The organism is Candidatus Saccharibacteria bacterium oral taxon 955, assembly GCA_010202265.1.
GTDB lineage: Bacteria > Patescibacteriota > Saccharimonadia > Saccharimonadales > Saccharimonadaceae > Saccharimonas.
The window spans coordinates 802,646-819,499 of the sequence record CP047918.1 but is presented as its reverse complement, the minus strand read 5'-3'; the positions used below and the strand labels follow the sequence as shown (position 1 = coordinate 819,499).

The following is a 16,854-nucleotide window of genomic DNA, read 5'->3' as shown; positions in this document are numbered from 1 at the left end:
CTGATATAATCTATCTATGAATACGAGGGAACTTGAAAAGCAGTTGTGGGCTGCGGCAGATAAATTACGGGGTAATATCAACTCGTCGGATTATAAATATGTGGTGCTTGGGCTAATTTTTCTGAAATATGTTTCAGATGCATTTTCGGCGCAGTACCAGGCGGCGGTTGATGACAATTATGATCCAGAAGACCGGGATTGGTATCTGGCGGAGAATGTTTTTTGGATTCCCAAAGAGGCTCGCTGGGAGTACCTCGTGGCGAGTGCCAAGCAGCCAGAAATTGGCGTGCTAGTTGACAGTGCCATGGAGGCAATTGAACGCGACAATCAAAGTTTGAAGGGTGTTTTGCCGAAAAATTATGCTCGCGAAGCTCTGGATAAACGCCGCTTGGGCGAGCTCATCGATTTATTTACAAATATTAAATTTGATACTGCCAGTTCCAAAGATTTACTTGGTCAAGTCTACGAATATTTTATGGGTATGTTTGCTGACAGTGAGGGTAAGCACGGCGGTGAATTCTACACGCCGCGTTCCATCGTGAAGTTGCTGGTAGAAATGCTTGAGCCGTACAGCGGGCGTGTGTATGACCCATGTTGCGGTAGTGGCGGTATGTTCGTCTGGAGCGAGAAATTTGTCGAGGAGCATGCAGGCCGCGTTAGCGATATCGCGGTGTATGGTCAGGAATTGAACGAAACCACTTGGCGACTCGCTAAAATGAACATGGCAATTCGGGGAATTGACGCGAATATCAAACGCGGCGACACTCTGATGGACGATCAGCTTCCCGACTTAAAAGCTGATTATATCTTGGCTAATCCGCCGTTTAATATTAGCGACTGGGGTCAAGAACATTTGCAGGCTGACCCGCGCTGGAAGTATGGTCTGCCGCCAAAGGGTAACGCCAACTTTGCTTGGATTCAACATATGATTCACCATTTGAGCCCGTGCGGTACGGCGGGCTTTGTGCTGGCAAACGGCAGTATGAGCAGCCAAACTGGCGGTGAAGGTGATATCCGCAAGCAGCTAGTACTCAATGATATGGTTGACGCTATCGTCACGCTGCCGAGCCAACTGTTTTTCAACGTAGCCATACCGTGCTGCTTGTGGTTTGTGTCGCGTGATCGTACCAATCGTCACGGCAAAGTGCTGTTCATCGATGGGCGAAATTTGGGCAAAATGGTCACCCGCCGCAACCGCGAGCTGACCGAAGAAGACATTGCTCGGGTGGTGAAGACATATCATGATTATAAAACTGCTAGTGCGGATTACACTGATCAGCCAGGTTTCTGTAAAGTCGCTGATCTAGAAGAAATCAAGCAGCATGATTACGTACTGACACCCGGTCGTTACGTTGGTGTCGAAGAGGCCGAGGAAGACGATGAGCCGTTCGCCGAGAAATTTGCCAGACTGACGGCTGAGCTGGAAGAGCAATTTGCGAAAAGTCGCGAGCTAGAAGTGAAGATAAAAGAAAACCTTACCAAGATAGAGAAAGAAATCAAATGATGAGTGGCGACAACCCGAATGGCGAGATGGTGGTGTATGTTGGCGATGATGGTAAGCCGCAGATTCAAGCTAGATTGCAGGATGAAAATATGTGGCTCACTCAAGTGCAGTTGGCCCAGGTATTTCAGACTACAAGGCAAAATATAGGTCAACATATTAAGAATATCTACGAAGAGAAAGAGCTCGACCCTTCGGCAACTATAAAGAAATTCTTTATAGTTCAAATTGAAGGTGATCGTGAGGTCTCGAGAACTATAGAGCATTATAGTCTAGACATGGTACTTGCGCTTGGTTACCGCGTGAAATCAAATATAGCAACGAATTTTCGTATCTGGGCTACCGAAAGACTGCGTGAATATATTACTAAGGGCTTTGTCATGGACGATGAGCGCCTTAAGGAAAATAGCGGCGGAAACTACTGGAAAGAGCTACTTGAGCGCATTCGAGATATTCGCAGTAGTGAAAAAATATTGTATCGGCAAGTGTTAGATTTATTCGCCACCAGTCAAGATTACAATCCGAGCTCCAAAGAGCAAATAGAGTTTTTCCAGATAGTTCAGAATAAGCTGCACTACGCTGTTAATATGTTGACTGCCGCTGAGGTTATTTATTCCAGGGTTGATTCTGACAAGCCATTCTTAGGGCTCACGACGTTTCGCGGTCAGCAACCTACCAAAAGTGAAGCGCAAATTGCTAAAAACTATTTAATGGCTGATGAACTTGGCATACTCAACCGCCTCGTGAGTGCCTTTTTTGATCTCGCTGAGCTCAAGGCTATCAATCATGAACCAATGCGCATGGCTGATTGGGTGCGTGAAGTTGACAAATTTGCGGCTACCTACGGCAAGGGCGTCCTTGATAACCCGGGCAAAATATCACACAAAGCAATGCTCACTAAGGTCGCCAAAGAGTATGAATCATACAAAGAGCGTATGCGTAATCAAGAGCTGAATAGTATAGAGCAGCAATATCTTGAGGAGTTGAAGGCTGTACAGAAGAATATTGAGAGTAGTAGTGCCAAGAGGACTAATTGATGACTGGTACAAATAAAAACGATAAACAATTGCTTCTGTCTTCTGACAACCCGATAACCTCAGTCGAAGAAGATACTGTAGGTCGGCTTTCTATGGCAGATAGTTTTATTGATTCAATTCTAAACTACGATACGAGCAGAGGGCTAGTTGTAGGACTAATGGGGCCTTGGGGCTCTGGGAAAAGCTCGTTCATAAATCTATCACGGGTTTGTCTTAAAGAACGCTTAATTGATGTGATAGATTTTAACCCTTGGTTTTTTTCTAACACAAACCAGCTTGCTGAATACTTTTTTAAGGAATTATCTTCACAATTACGACTGAAGGGTAAAAATTTTGAAAAAATTGCAGGTATTGTTGAAAAATATAGTGGTCTATTAAGCCCAATAGCTATACTCCCAGGCATGGGATGGTGGGAACGACTGCTGAAGATTACCGGAAAATTTACAAAATTACGCTATGATGGGGTTGAAAAGCGTAGAGCTGAAGTTACAAAAGCCCTCAAAAAATTAAACAGTCCTATAGTAGTTATAGTCGATGATATTGATCGGTTATCTACTACAGAGATTGGGGAAGTTTTTAAGCTGGTTCGTTTAACAGCAAACTTTCCAAACATTATTTACCTGTTAGCTTTCGATAGACAAAGGGTCGAGTGCGCACTGGATGAAAGCGGCGTTCCAGGTAGGGCATATATCGAGAAAATTTTACAGGTAATGTACGATTTACCAGAGATGCCAAAGAGTGTGTCGAGAGATCAAACCTTTAAAGAACTTAATAAGATAATGAATGATATTCCTGAGTCCGCTTTCGATCAGGATCGGTGGGCTGACGTATACTTTGAAATAATTGAGCCAAACATAACAACAATACGAGATGTAAAAAGATATGCTCTTTCAGCAAATATTACCATTAACATGCTGAAATCAGATGTTGATATCGTAGACGTGTTGGCGCTTGAGGCAATTAGAATATTTCAGCCAAGTTTATACTTTAAAATCAAGCAATCTGTGAATGTGTTGGCAGAAAGATCAGGTTCGGTGTTGGATGACGATGATAAGAATCAGAGGATGATAGATAATCTAATAGCTGGTGATGATGAAGAATATATAAAATGTGTCATAAGGAGAATTTTTCCTGTAGCAAGAAAGTATGTTGATAGTACGCGTTATGACTATAGTTATGTCAATGAATGGCGTCGTGGGGGGCGAGTTGCCCACGAAGATAATTTAAATACTTATTTAGAACATTTGCCGACCGAAGGTCTAAGAATAGTTAAAATGGCAAATACTGCATATGACATAATGGATGACTTAACTAAATTTAGTAAATTTGTAGAGGATATTAGTCCAAGTGATTTAGAGGGTTTTATCCAGTCGCTTGAGGCTTATGAAGGAGAATATAAAAAAGAACAAGTTACGCCAGCAAGTATCGTATTGATGAATAATATTTATCGTATACCCGAGAAAAAGCATCGTAGCATGTTTGATATCACTCGGCTAGATATCATAGCTGGGCGCGTAGTACTTCGAATGCTAAGGAGTATAAAAGATGGCGACGAGCGAGAATCTGTAGCGAAAAATATTCTTCCGCAACTTGAGTCGTATTCGACTCAGCTTGATTTTATTGAATTAATTGGCCACAAGGAAGGTCTCGGACATAAGCTCGTAAGCAAGGATTTAGCAGAAAGTTTACATAGTGATCTAATTAAGAAGGTATATTCTCAACGACCGATAAGATTCGAAAAAGAATGGCAACTACTTAGATTATACTATATTGTAGCAAGTGAAAAAGGTGATGAATATATACCCTTTAAAATATCTAAATTATCAGAGGGGCGCAAATTACTCCAAAATGCATACGCCGAAACCAGATCTCAGCCTTCAGGAAGTAGGGTAGTAAAAATTACACCAGAGTTACAGTGGAATGCACTTGTAAAGATTATTGGGTCTGAAAAAGTGCTAAGGACTATCGTGACTAAGCTGAAGAAGAAAGACGGAGATACGCCTCTTATTACTCTTGCTGAAAAATATTTAGACGGTTGGAGGCCAAGTTATGATAACGAATGAAATGATGCGGATAGTTTCACTGAGTGATATATGCAGTTATGTAAATAGCAAAATACCAGTAGAGCAAGTACAACTAGCCAATTACGTATCTACTGAAAACTTATTGCAAAACAAGGGAGGATTATCAGTTGCTAACAAATTGCCCTCTGGAAAAGTAACTGCATTCCAAGCTGGGGATGTGCTGGTATCAAATATTCGTCCTTATTTCAGAAAGATTTGGTTGGCTGATAGATCTGGTGGTGCTTCAAATGATGTGCTGGTTTTTCGAAAACTAAACGATAATGTTTGTGAAAAGTATTTGTACTATATTTTGGCTGATGACAGATTTTTTGCGTTTTCAACGGCATCTGCGAGCGGATCAAAAATGCCACGCGGTGATAAATCTCAGATAATGAATTATCCTGTGAAGCTACCGCCGCTTGAGGTTCAAAAGAAAATTGCCGATATTCTCAGCAGCCTTGATGAAAAAATCGAGCTCAATCGCCGTATGAATGAAACTCTAGAGCAGCTCGGTCAAACTCTCTTTCGCTATTATTTTGTTGATAATCCTGAGGCGAGGAGCTGGGATAAAAAACCACTTGATGAAATAGCTAATTTCTTGAATGGTTTAGCTATGCAAAAATATCCAAAAATCAATGGACAACCAACTCTTCCTGTAATAAAAATTCGAGAGATGTCCAGTGGAATAACGGACTCTACTGATATCGCCAGTGCTAATATTCCGGAATAGTATATCATACGCGATGGTGATTTGTTGTTCTCGTGGTCTGGTACGTTGATGGTTAGGTTTTGGAGTGGTGGAGATGGTGCACTTAATCAACACCTGTTTAAAGTCACCTCAGATAAATATCCTGAATGGCTATATTACTATTGGGCAAAACATCATTTGGACGAGTTTGTGCGCATCGCAAAATCAAAAGCCACCACAATGGGGCATATTCAACGCAGGCACCTAAAAGAGTCGAAAGTTTTGATACCACCGAATATAGATGAATTGACGGGTGTCCTTAAGCCAATCGTTGGTCAGATTAAAAATAATAACAAACAAATTCAAACCCTTGCTACTCTTCGTGACATCCTCCTCTCACAACTGGTGCGGGGGCGTATATTGAAGGAGATATTACTTCAGATAAGATAGATAGATAAAGTTCTTGACAATAAATTTTGGATGAGATATACTAAATACAATAATAAACTAATTACCAAGGGAGGTATAATGTGGCTGATAATCTCGGCAGTGGAACGGCGGCGGGGCTAGTAGAATACCTAGACTCTCTAGTTGCAAAGGGTAGGTCTAGGGATGGCGTAGTTACACCCTTAAAAACGGCAATCGTAAAAGTGTTAGAAAAAACTGAATCGGAAGACTGGGGTGCGGTTGACATCACTCATATAGATGTAGAAGATGTAATGGCTCGGTTCAAAAACTTTACAATGGGCGACTACACCGATGCCAGTTATCGTGCTTATGAATTGCGTATCAAGCGTGCAATCAGCTGGTATAAGAACTTCTTGAGTAATCCTGGGTGGTATCCTAAGGAAAGACAGCGCACTTCAAAGGTTTCTAATGGTGGCAAAACTCCCAATAGTGATAGTAACAGGTTATGTAGGGGTGAAAAAAAGAGGTTGGGTGTTCCTGGGGCTGCCGGGAAAGACTCAATAAGAGTAGAGGAGCAGGGGCACGATACTCCTATAATTGACGCTATTGCATACCCTTTCCCCTTAATGAATGGGAAGACTGCACGTATTTATATGCCCCGGGGTGTTACCAAGTCTGATGTTCAGCGGCTGGCCATATTTCTTGAGGCTCTAGTTATTGAGCAGGATAAGGACCGGTAGCAAGTATGGAGCATCTGCCAACCAAACATTTGATAGCGAAATATCGTAGCGAATATACCAAACTGCGACCTATCTACTCAGAGGCAATTGGCGAAAAGGTGCACTTTAATGTGTCGGGCTTTAAACACCTAATTTTTAAGGGGAAGCATCGTCGTGAGACTAAGGCAATTTTTAATCGTCTAGTACTTGTGCCTCTTATTGCTCCTGTTATTAACAATTGTATTGAAGAGGTCGAAATTCGCACGCGCCGGGAGATGATGAACGGTAAAAAAGTAAAAGTAACGTACTATGCGCTCGAAGCACGCGTCGGAAAGGATAGTGTACGAGTGCGTGTTGTGACGCGGAAGATTGGCGAAAAGGGCAAGCATTACTTTATGAGTATAATGAAGTACTAAAAAACGCCCCTGAGGACGTTCTTTGGTGTGTTCGCTTCCAGACTTAGGAGATTTCACCTTGGTCGGTTCTAGGGCAAGCCCCACGAACACGCTTCCAGTATATCATAAACTAATACAATATGTCAATGTCTATGTCAACACGTGAGAATAATGGTGTTTTTTCTATCTTTTGTCGAGACTAAGTAATAGTTAGACGTATCTCCTAGACTAGACTATGACAAGTGAGTGGGGTGTTTACAATATGAAAGGTGTAATAGTATTAGGGGTCGAGATTGTATCCGTGGTCAAGGTGTTATCATTTTATGATAGAATAACTCCAGGAGATCTGCGTGTTAGCGGCTCAGAACTTTATTCATAACATAGAATTATTTTTGGAAAAGTACCGATGACCGAAGATAAAATCGAACAATACACGCTTGATATCCTGTCTAATCTCGGCTGGCAAATTTTGCATGGGCCGGATATTGGTCCGGATGGTGTTGCGGTTGAGCGTGAGTTACGGCAGGTGGTGTTGCCGGAGCGGTTGCGTAGTGCTTTGGCGCGGCTCAATCCGCATATTCCAGAGCTAGCCTTGAAGGAAGCGATGCGGCGGTTAACGCAGATTAGCAAACCGAGCTTGATCGAGAATAACCACGAGTTTCATCAACTGCTGATGGCTGGTGTGCCAGTAGAGTATCGCGCACCAAGTAGTGAAGTGAAACACGATATCGTGCGGGTGGTTGATTTTACCTCGCCAAAAAACAACGATTTTGCGGCGGTGAATCAGCTGACGGTTCTGCAAGGTGATTATAATCGCCGGCCGGATATTGTGCTGTTTGTAAATGGACTACCCCTGGTGGTGATTGAACTAAAAAATGCGGCCGATACGAAGGCGGATTTAGTAGCGGCGTATCAGCAAATCCAGACGTATAAGCGCGAGATTAGCGACTTGTTTCGGTCCAATGAACTGTGTGTCACCAGTGATGGACTAGAAGCGGAAATGGGCACGATCACCAGCCCACTGGAACGAATGATGCCGTGGAAGACGATTGATGGCGAGAAGGAGGTTGGCAATGTGCCAATGCTGGAAGTGCTGCTGCGTGGTGCGTGCACGCCTGAGCGCTTGCTGGATATGGTGCAGAATTTTATCGTATTTGAGCGTGGTGATGGTGACAAATTGATCAAGAAAGTTGCTGCTTACCATCAATATTGGGTGGTGAATAAGGCATTGGATAGGACTCTAGTAGCCAGCGGTGAACGCGGTGACCAACGGGCTGGTGTGGTTTGGCATACGCAAGGGTCGGGCAAGAGCTTGAGTATGGTGTTTTATACTGGCAAGCTGATGAAGTCGCGCGATTTGCATAACCCAACCATCGTGGTGGTGACGGATCGTAATGATCTTGATGGTCAATTATTCGGTACGTTTAGCGCCTGTCGCGAACTACTGGGGGAAGATCCAAAGCAAGCTGATTCACGCAGTGAGCTCAGGAAGCTGTTGCAGCGCGAAGCAGGCGGAATTATCTTCACGACAATCCAAAAATTCTCGCCTGAGGATGACGAGGATAAATTACCAGTTTTGACCGATCGACGCAATGTCATCGTGATGGCGGATGAGGCGCACCGTAGCCAGTATGGCTTGAAGGCGCATGTCCGAGCCAGTGATGCTCAGCTGGTGTATGGTTACGCCAAGTATATGCGCGATGCCTTGCCGGGCGCGAGCTACATTGGCTTTACGGGTACGCCGATTGAAACGGACGATAAGTCAACGCCAGCAGTGTTTGGCGACTATATCGATATTTATGACGTCGAGCAGGCGGTGAAAGATGGTGCAACGGTGCCGATTTATTATGAGAGTCGGCTGGTTGATTTGAATATGGATGAGGCGACACGGCAGTGGCTAGATAAGGAAGTTGATGATTTGCTGGAAGGCGAAGAATTGAGCCGTCAGGATGCGCTGAAGGCCGAGTATGCACAAAAAGAAGCCATCGTCGGTAATAGTGAGCGGCTGAATACTATCGCCTTGGATATCATTGAGCACTTTGAAGCTCGTCAAGATGTGCTGAGTGGCAAGGGCATGATTGTAACGATGAGTCGCGGTATCGCGGCTGATTTGTATGAAAGAATCGTGGCGTATCGCCCCGATTGGCATAGTGACGATGACGCATGCGGTGTGATAAAGGTGATTATTACCGGTAGTGCTAGCGACCCCGACTACCTGCAGCCGCATATTCGTAACAAGCAGCGAGTAAAGGCGATCGAAAAGCGCATCAAGGACCCGAATGATCCGCTTGAGCTCGTGATTGTGTGCGACATGTGGCTGACGGGATTTGATGTGCCGAATATGCACACCATGTATCTGGATAAACCGCTCAAAGGGCATAATTTGATGCAGGCAATTGCACGAGTCAACCGAGTGTTTCCGGGTAAAACTGGTGGCTTGGTAGTTGACTATCTGGGTGTGGCAGGGGCGCTACGCGATGCTATTTCTGACTATACGCGAAGTGGTGGGCAGGGCGCACCGCAGCTTGATATTGCTGAAGCGGTGGCGCAGATGCAGATGCGTTATGAAGTGGTGTGCGATTTATTTGGTAACTTTGATTATCAGCGATATTTTACCGCACCAACTAGCCATCAACTGCAAATTATTTTGGATGCCGAGGAATATATTTTAGGGTTGGAAGATGGTGAGAAGCGGTTGAAGCAGCACGTTTTGGAACTGAGTAAAGCATTCGCGCTGGCGATGCCGAGGCCTGAGGCGCTGAAAATTCGCGAAGAAGTGGCGCTGTTTCAGGCGGTGAAAGCCCGGCTGGAGAAAGTGTCGAGCTCAGCGGTGGTGACTGATGCTGAGTACCGCAGTGCGCTAAAACAAATTGTTGATAAAGCAATTGCGCCAGTGGGTGTGGTTGATGTATTTGAGGCGGCGGGATTAGAAAAGCCGGAACTGTCAATTTTAAGCGATGAGTTTTTGGCGGAAATTCGTAACATGGAGCGCAAGAATTTGGCGGTGGAAGCCCTGCAAAAGCTGCTCGCTGATGAAATTAAACTACGATTTTCGCGAAACTATGCCAAGGACACCAAGTTCTCTGACTTGCTTAATCAAGCCTTGACCCGCTATAGAAACGGGACGATTGAGGCGGCGCAGGTAATTGAGGAGCTAATCAATATCGGACAGCAAGTGCGCCAAACTGTTGAGAATGGTGTAGTTGATGGCCTAAGCGAGGATGAGGCTATCTTCTATGATGCGCTGGTTGAAAATGGCAGTGCCCGCGAAGTACTGGGTGATGCGCAGCTGCGTGATATTGCAAAAGTATTATTAGAGCAAGTGCGTCGTGATGCTACGATTGACTGGGCGGAGCGTAAAAATGTTCAGGCAAAACTGAAAGTTAACGTCAAAAAGACGTTGGCAAAATATGGCTACCCGCCAGATCAACAGGTATTGGCAACTGACATGGTATTGGAGCAAGCTAAGCGTTATGGTAACGAGTGGAGTCAGAAGCGTGCCGTATATGATGCTGGCGGAGCGAGTTTGCTCGATTAATTTATTACTTTCTCTTTGGGTTTACAACAAACCCGCTTCGCCGATACATATAATCACCAACCACTAATTCTTTGCGAGGGAAGGCCTCGGCTAGTTCACGTCGTTCAATGTATGTCTTTGTAACTTCGACGATCCATGAGCGACCAGATTTTTCAACCAGATAATAGCGTCTGTCGCCTTTAAGTTGTCCAATGGCTTCGCCGGAAAAAGCCACATCAAGCGTTCCAGCTCCTACGAAAAAGTCGATGATTTTTTGCCACCACGTTAGTCGTCTGTGACGATTTAGCGATTCAATTTTGTCGGCGTCGGCAAATTTGTCTGCAACTGCCAGGTCGGATGCTGAATATCCTTTCGTATCTGTCGGGTAGGCGTCAAGATCAAGAGGTTCGCGCATAGCCGAAGCCAGTCCTGCTCGTGTGTAGTCAAGTAGCTCGTCCACACTAGTGTTAAATAATTTTGCTAGCACTTGCACGTTGTCTATATCTGGAAAGCCAGCACCTCGTTCCCATTTAGCAACTGCTTGTCGCGTAACGTTGAGTCGATCGGCTAGTTGCTCTTGTGACCAACCAGCTTGTTGACGTAATTGTTTAAGTTTTTTTGCAAAAATCATTTGGCGCCCTTTCATTTATTTTCTAATAGCATAGCGTAATTTTAGTGTCTTGGCGAGCAACTTTACGTTGCCTATTTGCAATACGTAAGGCTCGGCTTAAGGGGGTATAATAGGTCTAAAGGAAAGGTAATAGATAATTCCTACAGGATATTAATCATGAAAATCTCCGTCCATCTCAAGCCCAACTCCCGCCATCGTGAAGAGGTGATAGCAAACGATGATGGTTCGCTGACGGTATACGCCAAGGCTCCGGCCATTGAAGGGCGAGCGAATGTGGTGGCGGCAAAGCTATTGGCAAAATACTTTGGTGTGGCACCGTCAAAGGTAAAATTGGTGCGCGGCGCGACCTCAAAACATAAAGTATTTGAGGTAGATAATACAATGGTAGCTTCATCGACTGCCTGATGGGGTCTTGTAAGTTCGTCAATATGCTTTATGAGAAGCATGATTTGAATAATGGTAAGGTATAGTTAAGCTATGAGTCTACAATATAAATGTACAAAAACAGATGAGCTTCTCCAGAAGTATCCAATTATTTCTGATCAAGTCGATGCGGGAGAGCTTCGAACCATCCTTTTGCTACTTGAGGAGCAATTGCAAAAAGGCGTTGTTGGATCTGTAGTTGAGCTAGGTTGTTACGTTGGCACGACGTCATTGTTTATTCGACGCCTGCTTGATGCTTATAATGCGGATGTTGAGTTTCATGTATATGACTCGTTTGCTGGTCTTCCGCCAAAAGTGGCTCAAGATGAAAGTCCGCTTGGCGTGCAGTTTGTTGAGGGTGAGTTATGTGCGACAAAAAGACAATTCTATGATAATTTCAAAAAAGCAGGTTTGCCGACGCCGACCGTACATAAGGCTTGGTTTCGTGACTTAACTGTTGACGACATCCCAGAACGGGTGATGTTTGCGTTTTTGGATGGTGATTATTATCAGTCAATTAGAGATTCTCTGCGAGTTATTACGCCACACCTAACCAAAGACGCGATTATCGTCGTTGATGATTACGCCAATGAAGCTTTGCCAGGTACCGCCTGTGCGGTTGATGAGTGGCTAGCCGCTAACTCTCGATCGTTGCGTATACAAAAGAGTCTTGCAGTGATAAGATAAGACTATGAAACGTAATATTACAGCACTTGCAATTATCGCCTTAGGGGTCGCTCTTTTCATCGGTAACACTAATGCGTTTGGCGCCAGGGAGTTGTTAAGCGCTTGGTGGCCAGTAGGACTTATCATCGCAGCCGGACTTATATTGATGAATAATCCTCGTAACTACGTGTGGACCATATTTATAGCTCTGATGGGCGTAGTGATTCTTATGAATAATCTAAACCTGACAGACATAAAGGTAGGTCAGATGATACTCCCTGCGATTGTTGTGGTACTTGGCCTCAGTATGCTCCTGAGCGGGTCGCGAAATAGGAGAAATACAGACAAGTCAGATGAGGACGTTTCGGCTTTTTGGTCTGGTACGTCTATACACAATAATTCCAGTGACTATACCAGCTCTCGAGTTACCTCAGTAATGGGCGGCGTAGAGTTAGATCTATCCCGAGCGACCATCAAAAAAGAGGCATCGATCAATGTATTTGTAATGATGGGCGGCGTAGAGGTACGCGTTCCAGACAATGTGATTGTTAAGAATCGAGCAACATTATTCTTAGGCGGTATCGAAGACAACACACGACCAGAAGAAGGAAAGAATAACCCAATCCTATATATTGATGGCTCTATTGTCATGGGCGGAGTTGAAATTAAACGCTAGCGTTGACTTAGATTTATTTATAAAAGTGCAATAAATGAGGTTAGATAAATATTTATTAACCTCATTTATTTTTGGTGTGTAAAAAAATTAATAAAAAGATCTTGACTTTATATAGTACCTTGTATAACATAGTACTAGATCACATAATAAGGAGTAAATAATACATGAGAAGAATCGATATTATCAAGCGTGCAGGTCGCAACTTGCAGCACGCCAAGGGTCGCACCCTACTAACTGCCCTGGCTATATCGGTCGGTTCGCTGACTATTAGTCTTGCGATGATGGCTGGCGAAGGCGGTCGACTTTATACAAATAGCATGATCGACGCAGCTGGTGATAAAAAAGTGGTTATGGTAAATAAAAAAGTTGAATCAGGAAAGAGCGAGAAGCTACCGGAATACGGCAAGTCGGAAGACACCGCTGACGAAAAGAAAAATGCGAGTACACGAAGTAAGTATTTAATGGGTGACTCTGATCTAGATAAGTTGAGAAAGGTTCCTCACGTAAAAACTGCAACTCCGGCTTATTCGACCGCCGGCGTAGCTTATGCTCAGAGTTCTGGCAATGGTAAGAAATTTGCGCTCGAGATAGCGATAAAGGCCGATAAAACTAGAGCAGAGTTGGCGGCTGGTAAGTTGCAGGATTTTATGCCAAAATCGGGCGAGATTATCATACCAGAAGAGTACGCTACACAACTAGGTTTTAAGGACGCACAGTCGGCAATAGGTCAGACGATAACATTAGGTTTACGCAGTGTCGAGCGAGGCGGAGAGGTCGCCAAGGAGATGCCATTGAAGATCGTGGCGGTTGACAAGCCATCAGATACTATCGTATATTACTCGCCTGCTTTGAGAATTTCGATCGCTGATGCGAAAGAGATTTACGAATTTAGTCACGACAAGAATATGCCAAACGAGTACTACTCGGTCATGCTGACAGTCGATGATGAAAAAAATATTGATGCCGTTAAGGATGAGGTCAACAAGGACTACAGGTCGTACTCGATTCAAGATGTTCGCAAAACGTTGCTCACAATGGTGAATGTCGCACAGACTGCATTAGCAGGTTTTGGTGGACTGGCACTACTAGCTAGTGTGTTTGGAATCATCAATACGATGTATATCTCAGTGCTGGAGCGCACTAGCCAGATAGGGTTGATGAAGGCTCTAGGTATGAGGGCTCGCGATATTGGTAAGATGTTCCGCTATGAGGCGGCGTGGGTTGGTCTATTAGGTGGTCTAATTGGTGTAGGTATAGCAAGTTTGATTACACTACTGAACCCAACAATTGCGTCCTTTCTGAAACTGAGTGCGGGTACAAATATACTCATTATCGATCCGATACAAATTGGGTTATTGATCCTTGGTCTAGTTCTGCTAGCAACACTGTCGGGTTGGCTACCGAGCCGCAAGGCCACTAAACTTGATCCAATTGAAGCATTGAGGACAGAGTAGGAGAAAAATAATGATTGAGATTAAAAATATCACTAAAGTATACGGTAAAAAACATAATATATTTACGGCACTAAAAGACGTGTCTCTGACGATTCCGACGGGAGCAAGCGTAGCGATTCTAGGAAAGTCTGGTAGCGGTAAGTCTACATTAATGCATGCAATATCCGGACTAGATAAGCCCCAAAAAGGACAGGTGCTGATTGATGGAGAGGATATTCTCCAGATGAAGACCAAGGCGGTTGATGAATTCCGCACGCAAAAGATTGGCTTTATCTTTCAGAGCTTTTTTGTCCAGGGTAATGAAGGGGTGATCGAGAATGTTAGCTTGCCGTTAGAGATCGCAAGAGTGCCCCAGCGCCGGCGCGCATCAAAAATCAAGGCAGCTCTGCAGGCAGTTGAGCTATATGATAAGCGCAAAAGTAAGGCAAAAGACTTGAGTGGTGGACAAAAACAACGTCTAGCGATTGCCCGAGCGATTGTTGGCGAGCCAGATATACTGTTTGCCGATGAACCTACGGGAAACTTGGATAGCGAAACTGGCGCCAAGGTTGAAGAGCTACTGTTTGGCTACAATAAAGAACGAGGCACGACGCTGATCGTTGTGACACATGATGCAGATCTCGCAAAGAAATGCGATTATCAGATACTGATTAAAGACGGACGGATCGAAAAATCGACAGTTCCAAAGGAGGCTTAAATGGATGTTAGTTCATATGCCGAGAGTCTGGCGATTCAGCTACGTAAAGGATTCTTGGTATACTGTGTGTTGCTGGTCTGTGCTAAGCGTGCGCAATACACTAGCGATATAGTTAAACAATTGAGCGGATCAGACCTTATGGTTGTTGAAGGTACGATCTACCCGCTACTTAGCCGATTGCAGAAATATGGTTACCTACAGCATGAGTGGCAGGAAAGCGAGCAGGGTCCACCGCGCAAATATTACTCACTGACTGATGATGGGGTGCGGTTAGTTGATGAGCTAAAAGAGCGTATAGAAAAGCTAAATACTTCGCTGAAAAATCTCGAGAAAGGAGCTAAGCGATGAAAGAAATAACTAGAATTCACTTGGCAAAAATGCCGTTTAGCGTTGAGGTTGACGCTAAGAAGTCATTGGATAAGTACCTTAGCTCAATTCAAAAAAATATGAACGCCGAGTCGGAGGCTATGCGAGAAATAGAAGCTCGTATGGTGGAGTTGCTGGAAGAGCGTGGCGTGACTGGTGAGCGAGTTGTTACCGCAGAAGATGTTGACGCACTGAAGCAACAACTTGGTGATCCCACGTCATTTATTGACGAGGATAAGGTGGCTGACGACGAGCAGGGTCCAACAGTCCCGATGCGTGAGCGCAAATTGTTTCGCGATACAAACAATCAGATTATCGGAGGTGTTTGTTCTGGATTGGCAGCATATGTGAACATTGACACTGTGTGGGTCCGTCTCGGGTTTATTGTCCTCACTATTGTCAGTTTTGGTGCAATGATTTTGCTATACATTGCTATGTGGCTAATTACTCCTCCAGCAAGGACTGCCGCTGAGCGAGTGCAGATGAAGGGTGTGCCAGTTACGCTTGAAGCGATCAAAGCGGAGTCTGCAAACACCGCAGTATACCAGAGCCATCGTGATAAAGCAGTTCTTGCAGTCCTGCGTGTTATCGGCGGAATGTTGGCGATCTCAGCTGCCGTACTAGCGACTGTTGGTATGATTGTGGCTGGATATCAGATACTGCTATATTCGGGGGTATTGAACCTATATGAAAAAATCTCTATTGGCGCAATATTTTTTGCGGGAATATGCTTTGTCGTATTTTGTCTAATGGTACTACGGCTAATATTTGCTGGACGAGTCACAAAGCGCTCATGGGCAAAACTAGGGATCATAGTGGCAGTTGGTCTCAGTACGTTTATCGCAGGTGTCACAGGCTATGGAATGAGTTTCCGTCTATTTGGGAACTACGAAAAATCTACGGTCACAACAAAACAAGACGCCTCGCTGGTGAAGGGTGTGACTGATCTGACTGTTAACGGCAAGAACACCAATCTCAATTATATCGTTGCGCCAGGGGAGCCTCGGGCTGAGCTAAAATATAATACTAGCCTGACAAAGGGCGTTCCGCGCGTACAGATAACTCGTAATGGAAACAATCTAAATGTTAATGTATCTGCTGAAAAATCAGAGATGTGTTTTGGCTATTGTCCAGAACAAACAACTCTAACGGTTTACGGCCCAGAGCTACATTCACTAACAGCAGAATCTGGCTCCTTGGTTTATCGCACATTGGGGCAAAAAGCACTTAATATCACAGCCAAGGATCAGTCAGAGGTTTTGCTTGAGGGTAGTCAGGTTATCGAAGACTTGGTGGCCAAGGCGGAGTCAGCTTTTGTCAGGACATCAGAAGCAAACGTAAAAAATGTAGAGTTAACTGCCGATAATCAGTCTAGGGTATCGCTAGGAAAGATTGGTAGGCTAAATCTAACAGCACCAACAACTTGCGCTAACTCTGGTAAGTTGGACGTTTCGGTCGCAGCTGCACAGACGATACTAATTAACGGTGCTGAGTGGAAGGGTGAAAGTCAAAATACACCGTGCATGAACTTTGTCAGAAAATCGTCTGATAACTAAACAAGAAAGTAAAAATATGCGGTCAACCAAAACCGCATATTTTTTGACTCTGAAAAT

16 protein-coding genes are annotated in these 16,854 nt (G+C 44.3%); 15 read left to right on the top strand and 1 reads right to left on the bottom strand.

Features of this window, described 5'->3' with window-relative positions; genetic code table 11:
- Positions 1-16 precede the first annotated feature (16 nt).
- The 8 genes from GWK75_04410 to GWK75_04375 all read left to right on the top strand — a co-directional run bounded on the left by GWK75_04410 (position 17) and on the right by GWK75_04375 (position 10,349).
- Positions 17-1,504 carry an N-6 DNA methylase gene (locus GWK75_04410; protein QHU91646.1) on the top strand — a complete coding sequence of 496 codons (1,488 nt, stop codon included), beginning with the start codon at positions 17-19 and terminating at the stop codon, positions 1,502-1,504.
- Complete coding sequence (locus tag GWK75_04405) at positions 1,504-2,538, top strand: cell filamentation protein Fic (GenBank protein ID QHU91729.1); 1,035 nt, start codon at positions 1,504-1,506, stop codon at positions 2,536-2,538. Before GWK75_04410 ends, GWK75_04405 begins: the two co-directional genes overlap by 1 nt.
- Positions 2,538-4,601, top strand: coding sequence for an NTPase KAP (locus GWK75_04400; GenBank protein ID QHU91645.1), 2,064 nt, complete (start codon positions 2,538-2,540; stop codon positions 4,599-4,601). Before GWK75_04405 ends, GWK75_04400 begins: the two co-directional genes overlap by 1 nt.
- 1 nt (position 4,602) lies before the next feature.
- Entirely contained in the window at positions 4,603-5,331 is a 729-nt protein-coding gene (locus GWK75_04395) for a hypothetical protein (protein QHU91728.1), read from the top strand.
- A gap of 48 nt (positions 5,332-5,379) precedes the next feature.
- The gene (locus GWK75_04390) at positions 5,380-5,739 is read left to right on the top strand and encodes a hypothetical protein (GenBank protein ID QHU91644.1); all 360 of its coding nucleotides are present in this window, start codon (positions 5,380-5,382) and stop codon (positions 5,737-5,739) included.
- Positions 5,740-5,819: 80 nt separating this feature from the next.
- On the top strand, positions 5,820-6,437 hold the full coding sequence (locus GWK75_04385) for a hypothetical protein (protein ID QHU91643.1): 618 nt from the start codon (positions 5,820-5,822) through the stop codon (positions 6,435-6,437).
- A gap of 5 nt (positions 6,438-6,442) precedes the next feature.
- Positions 6,443-6,832, top strand: coding sequence for a hypothetical protein (locus GWK75_04380; protein ID QHU91642.1), 390 nt, complete (start codon positions 6,443-6,445; stop codon positions 6,830-6,832).
- A gap of 385 nt (positions 6,833-7,217) precedes the next feature.
- Positions 7,218-10,349: an HsdR family type I site-specific deoxyribonuclease gene (locus GWK75_04375; GenBank protein ID QHU91641.1), complete on the top strand. Its 3,132-nt coding sequence runs from the start codon at positions 7,218-7,220 to the stop codon at positions 10,347-10,349.
- 4 nt (positions 10,350-10,353) lie between these two features.
- Here the strand turns inward: GWK75_04375 and GWK75_04370 are convergent, their stop codons facing one another.
- Entirely contained in the window at positions 10,354-10,959 is a 606-nt protein-coding gene (locus GWK75_04370; protein QHU91727.1) for a helix-turn-helix domain-containing protein, read from the bottom strand.
- Between the two features lie 156 nt (positions 10,960-11,115).
- Between GWK75_04370 and GWK75_04365 the strand changes: the two genes are divergently transcribed.
- From GWK75_04365 to GWK75_04335, 7 genes are all read left to right on the top strand, one after another.
- Positions 11,116-11,364 carry a DUF167 domain-containing protein gene (locus tag GWK75_04365; protein QHU91640.1) on the top strand — a complete coding sequence of 83 codons (249 nt, stop codon included), beginning with the start codon at positions 11,116-11,118 and terminating at the stop codon, positions 11,362-11,364.
- A gap of 72 nt (positions 11,365-11,436) precedes the next feature.
- A complete protein-coding gene (locus tag GWK75_04360; GenBank protein QHU91639.1) occupies positions 11,437-12,069 on the top strand; it encodes a hypothetical protein in 633 nt (210 codons plus the stop codon).
- 4 nt (positions 12,070-12,073) lie between these two features.
- Positions 12,074-12,724, top strand: a complete 651-nt coding sequence (locus GWK75_04355) for a hypothetical protein (protein QHU91638.1) — start codon at positions 12,074-12,076, stop codon at positions 12,722-12,724.
- Between the two features lie 164 nt (positions 12,725-12,888).
- On the top strand, positions 12,889-14,178 hold the full coding sequence (locus GWK75_04350) for an FtsX-like permease family protein (protein ID QHU91637.1): 1,290 nt from the start codon (positions 12,889-12,891) through the stop codon (positions 14,176-14,178).
- A gap of 10 nt (positions 14,179-14,188) precedes the next feature.
- Positions 14,189-14,875, top strand: coding sequence for an ATP-binding cassette domain-containing protein (locus GWK75_04345; protein QHU91636.1), 687 nt, complete (start codon positions 14,189-14,191; stop codon positions 14,873-14,875).
- Positions 14,876-15,223: a PadR family transcriptional regulator gene (locus GWK75_04340; protein QHU91635.1), complete on the top strand. Its 348-nt coding sequence runs from the start codon at positions 14,876-14,878 to the stop codon at positions 15,221-15,223. It abuts the gene before it with no gap.
- On the top strand, positions 15,220-16,797 hold the full coding sequence (locus tag GWK75_04335; GenBank protein QHU91634.1) for a PspC domain-containing protein: 1,578 nt from the start codon (positions 15,220-15,222) through the stop codon (positions 16,795-16,797). The genes GWK75_04340 and GWK75_04335 overlap by 4 nt, the downstream gene beginning before the upstream one ends.
- The last annotated feature ends 57 nt before the right edge of the window (positions 16,798-16,854 follow it).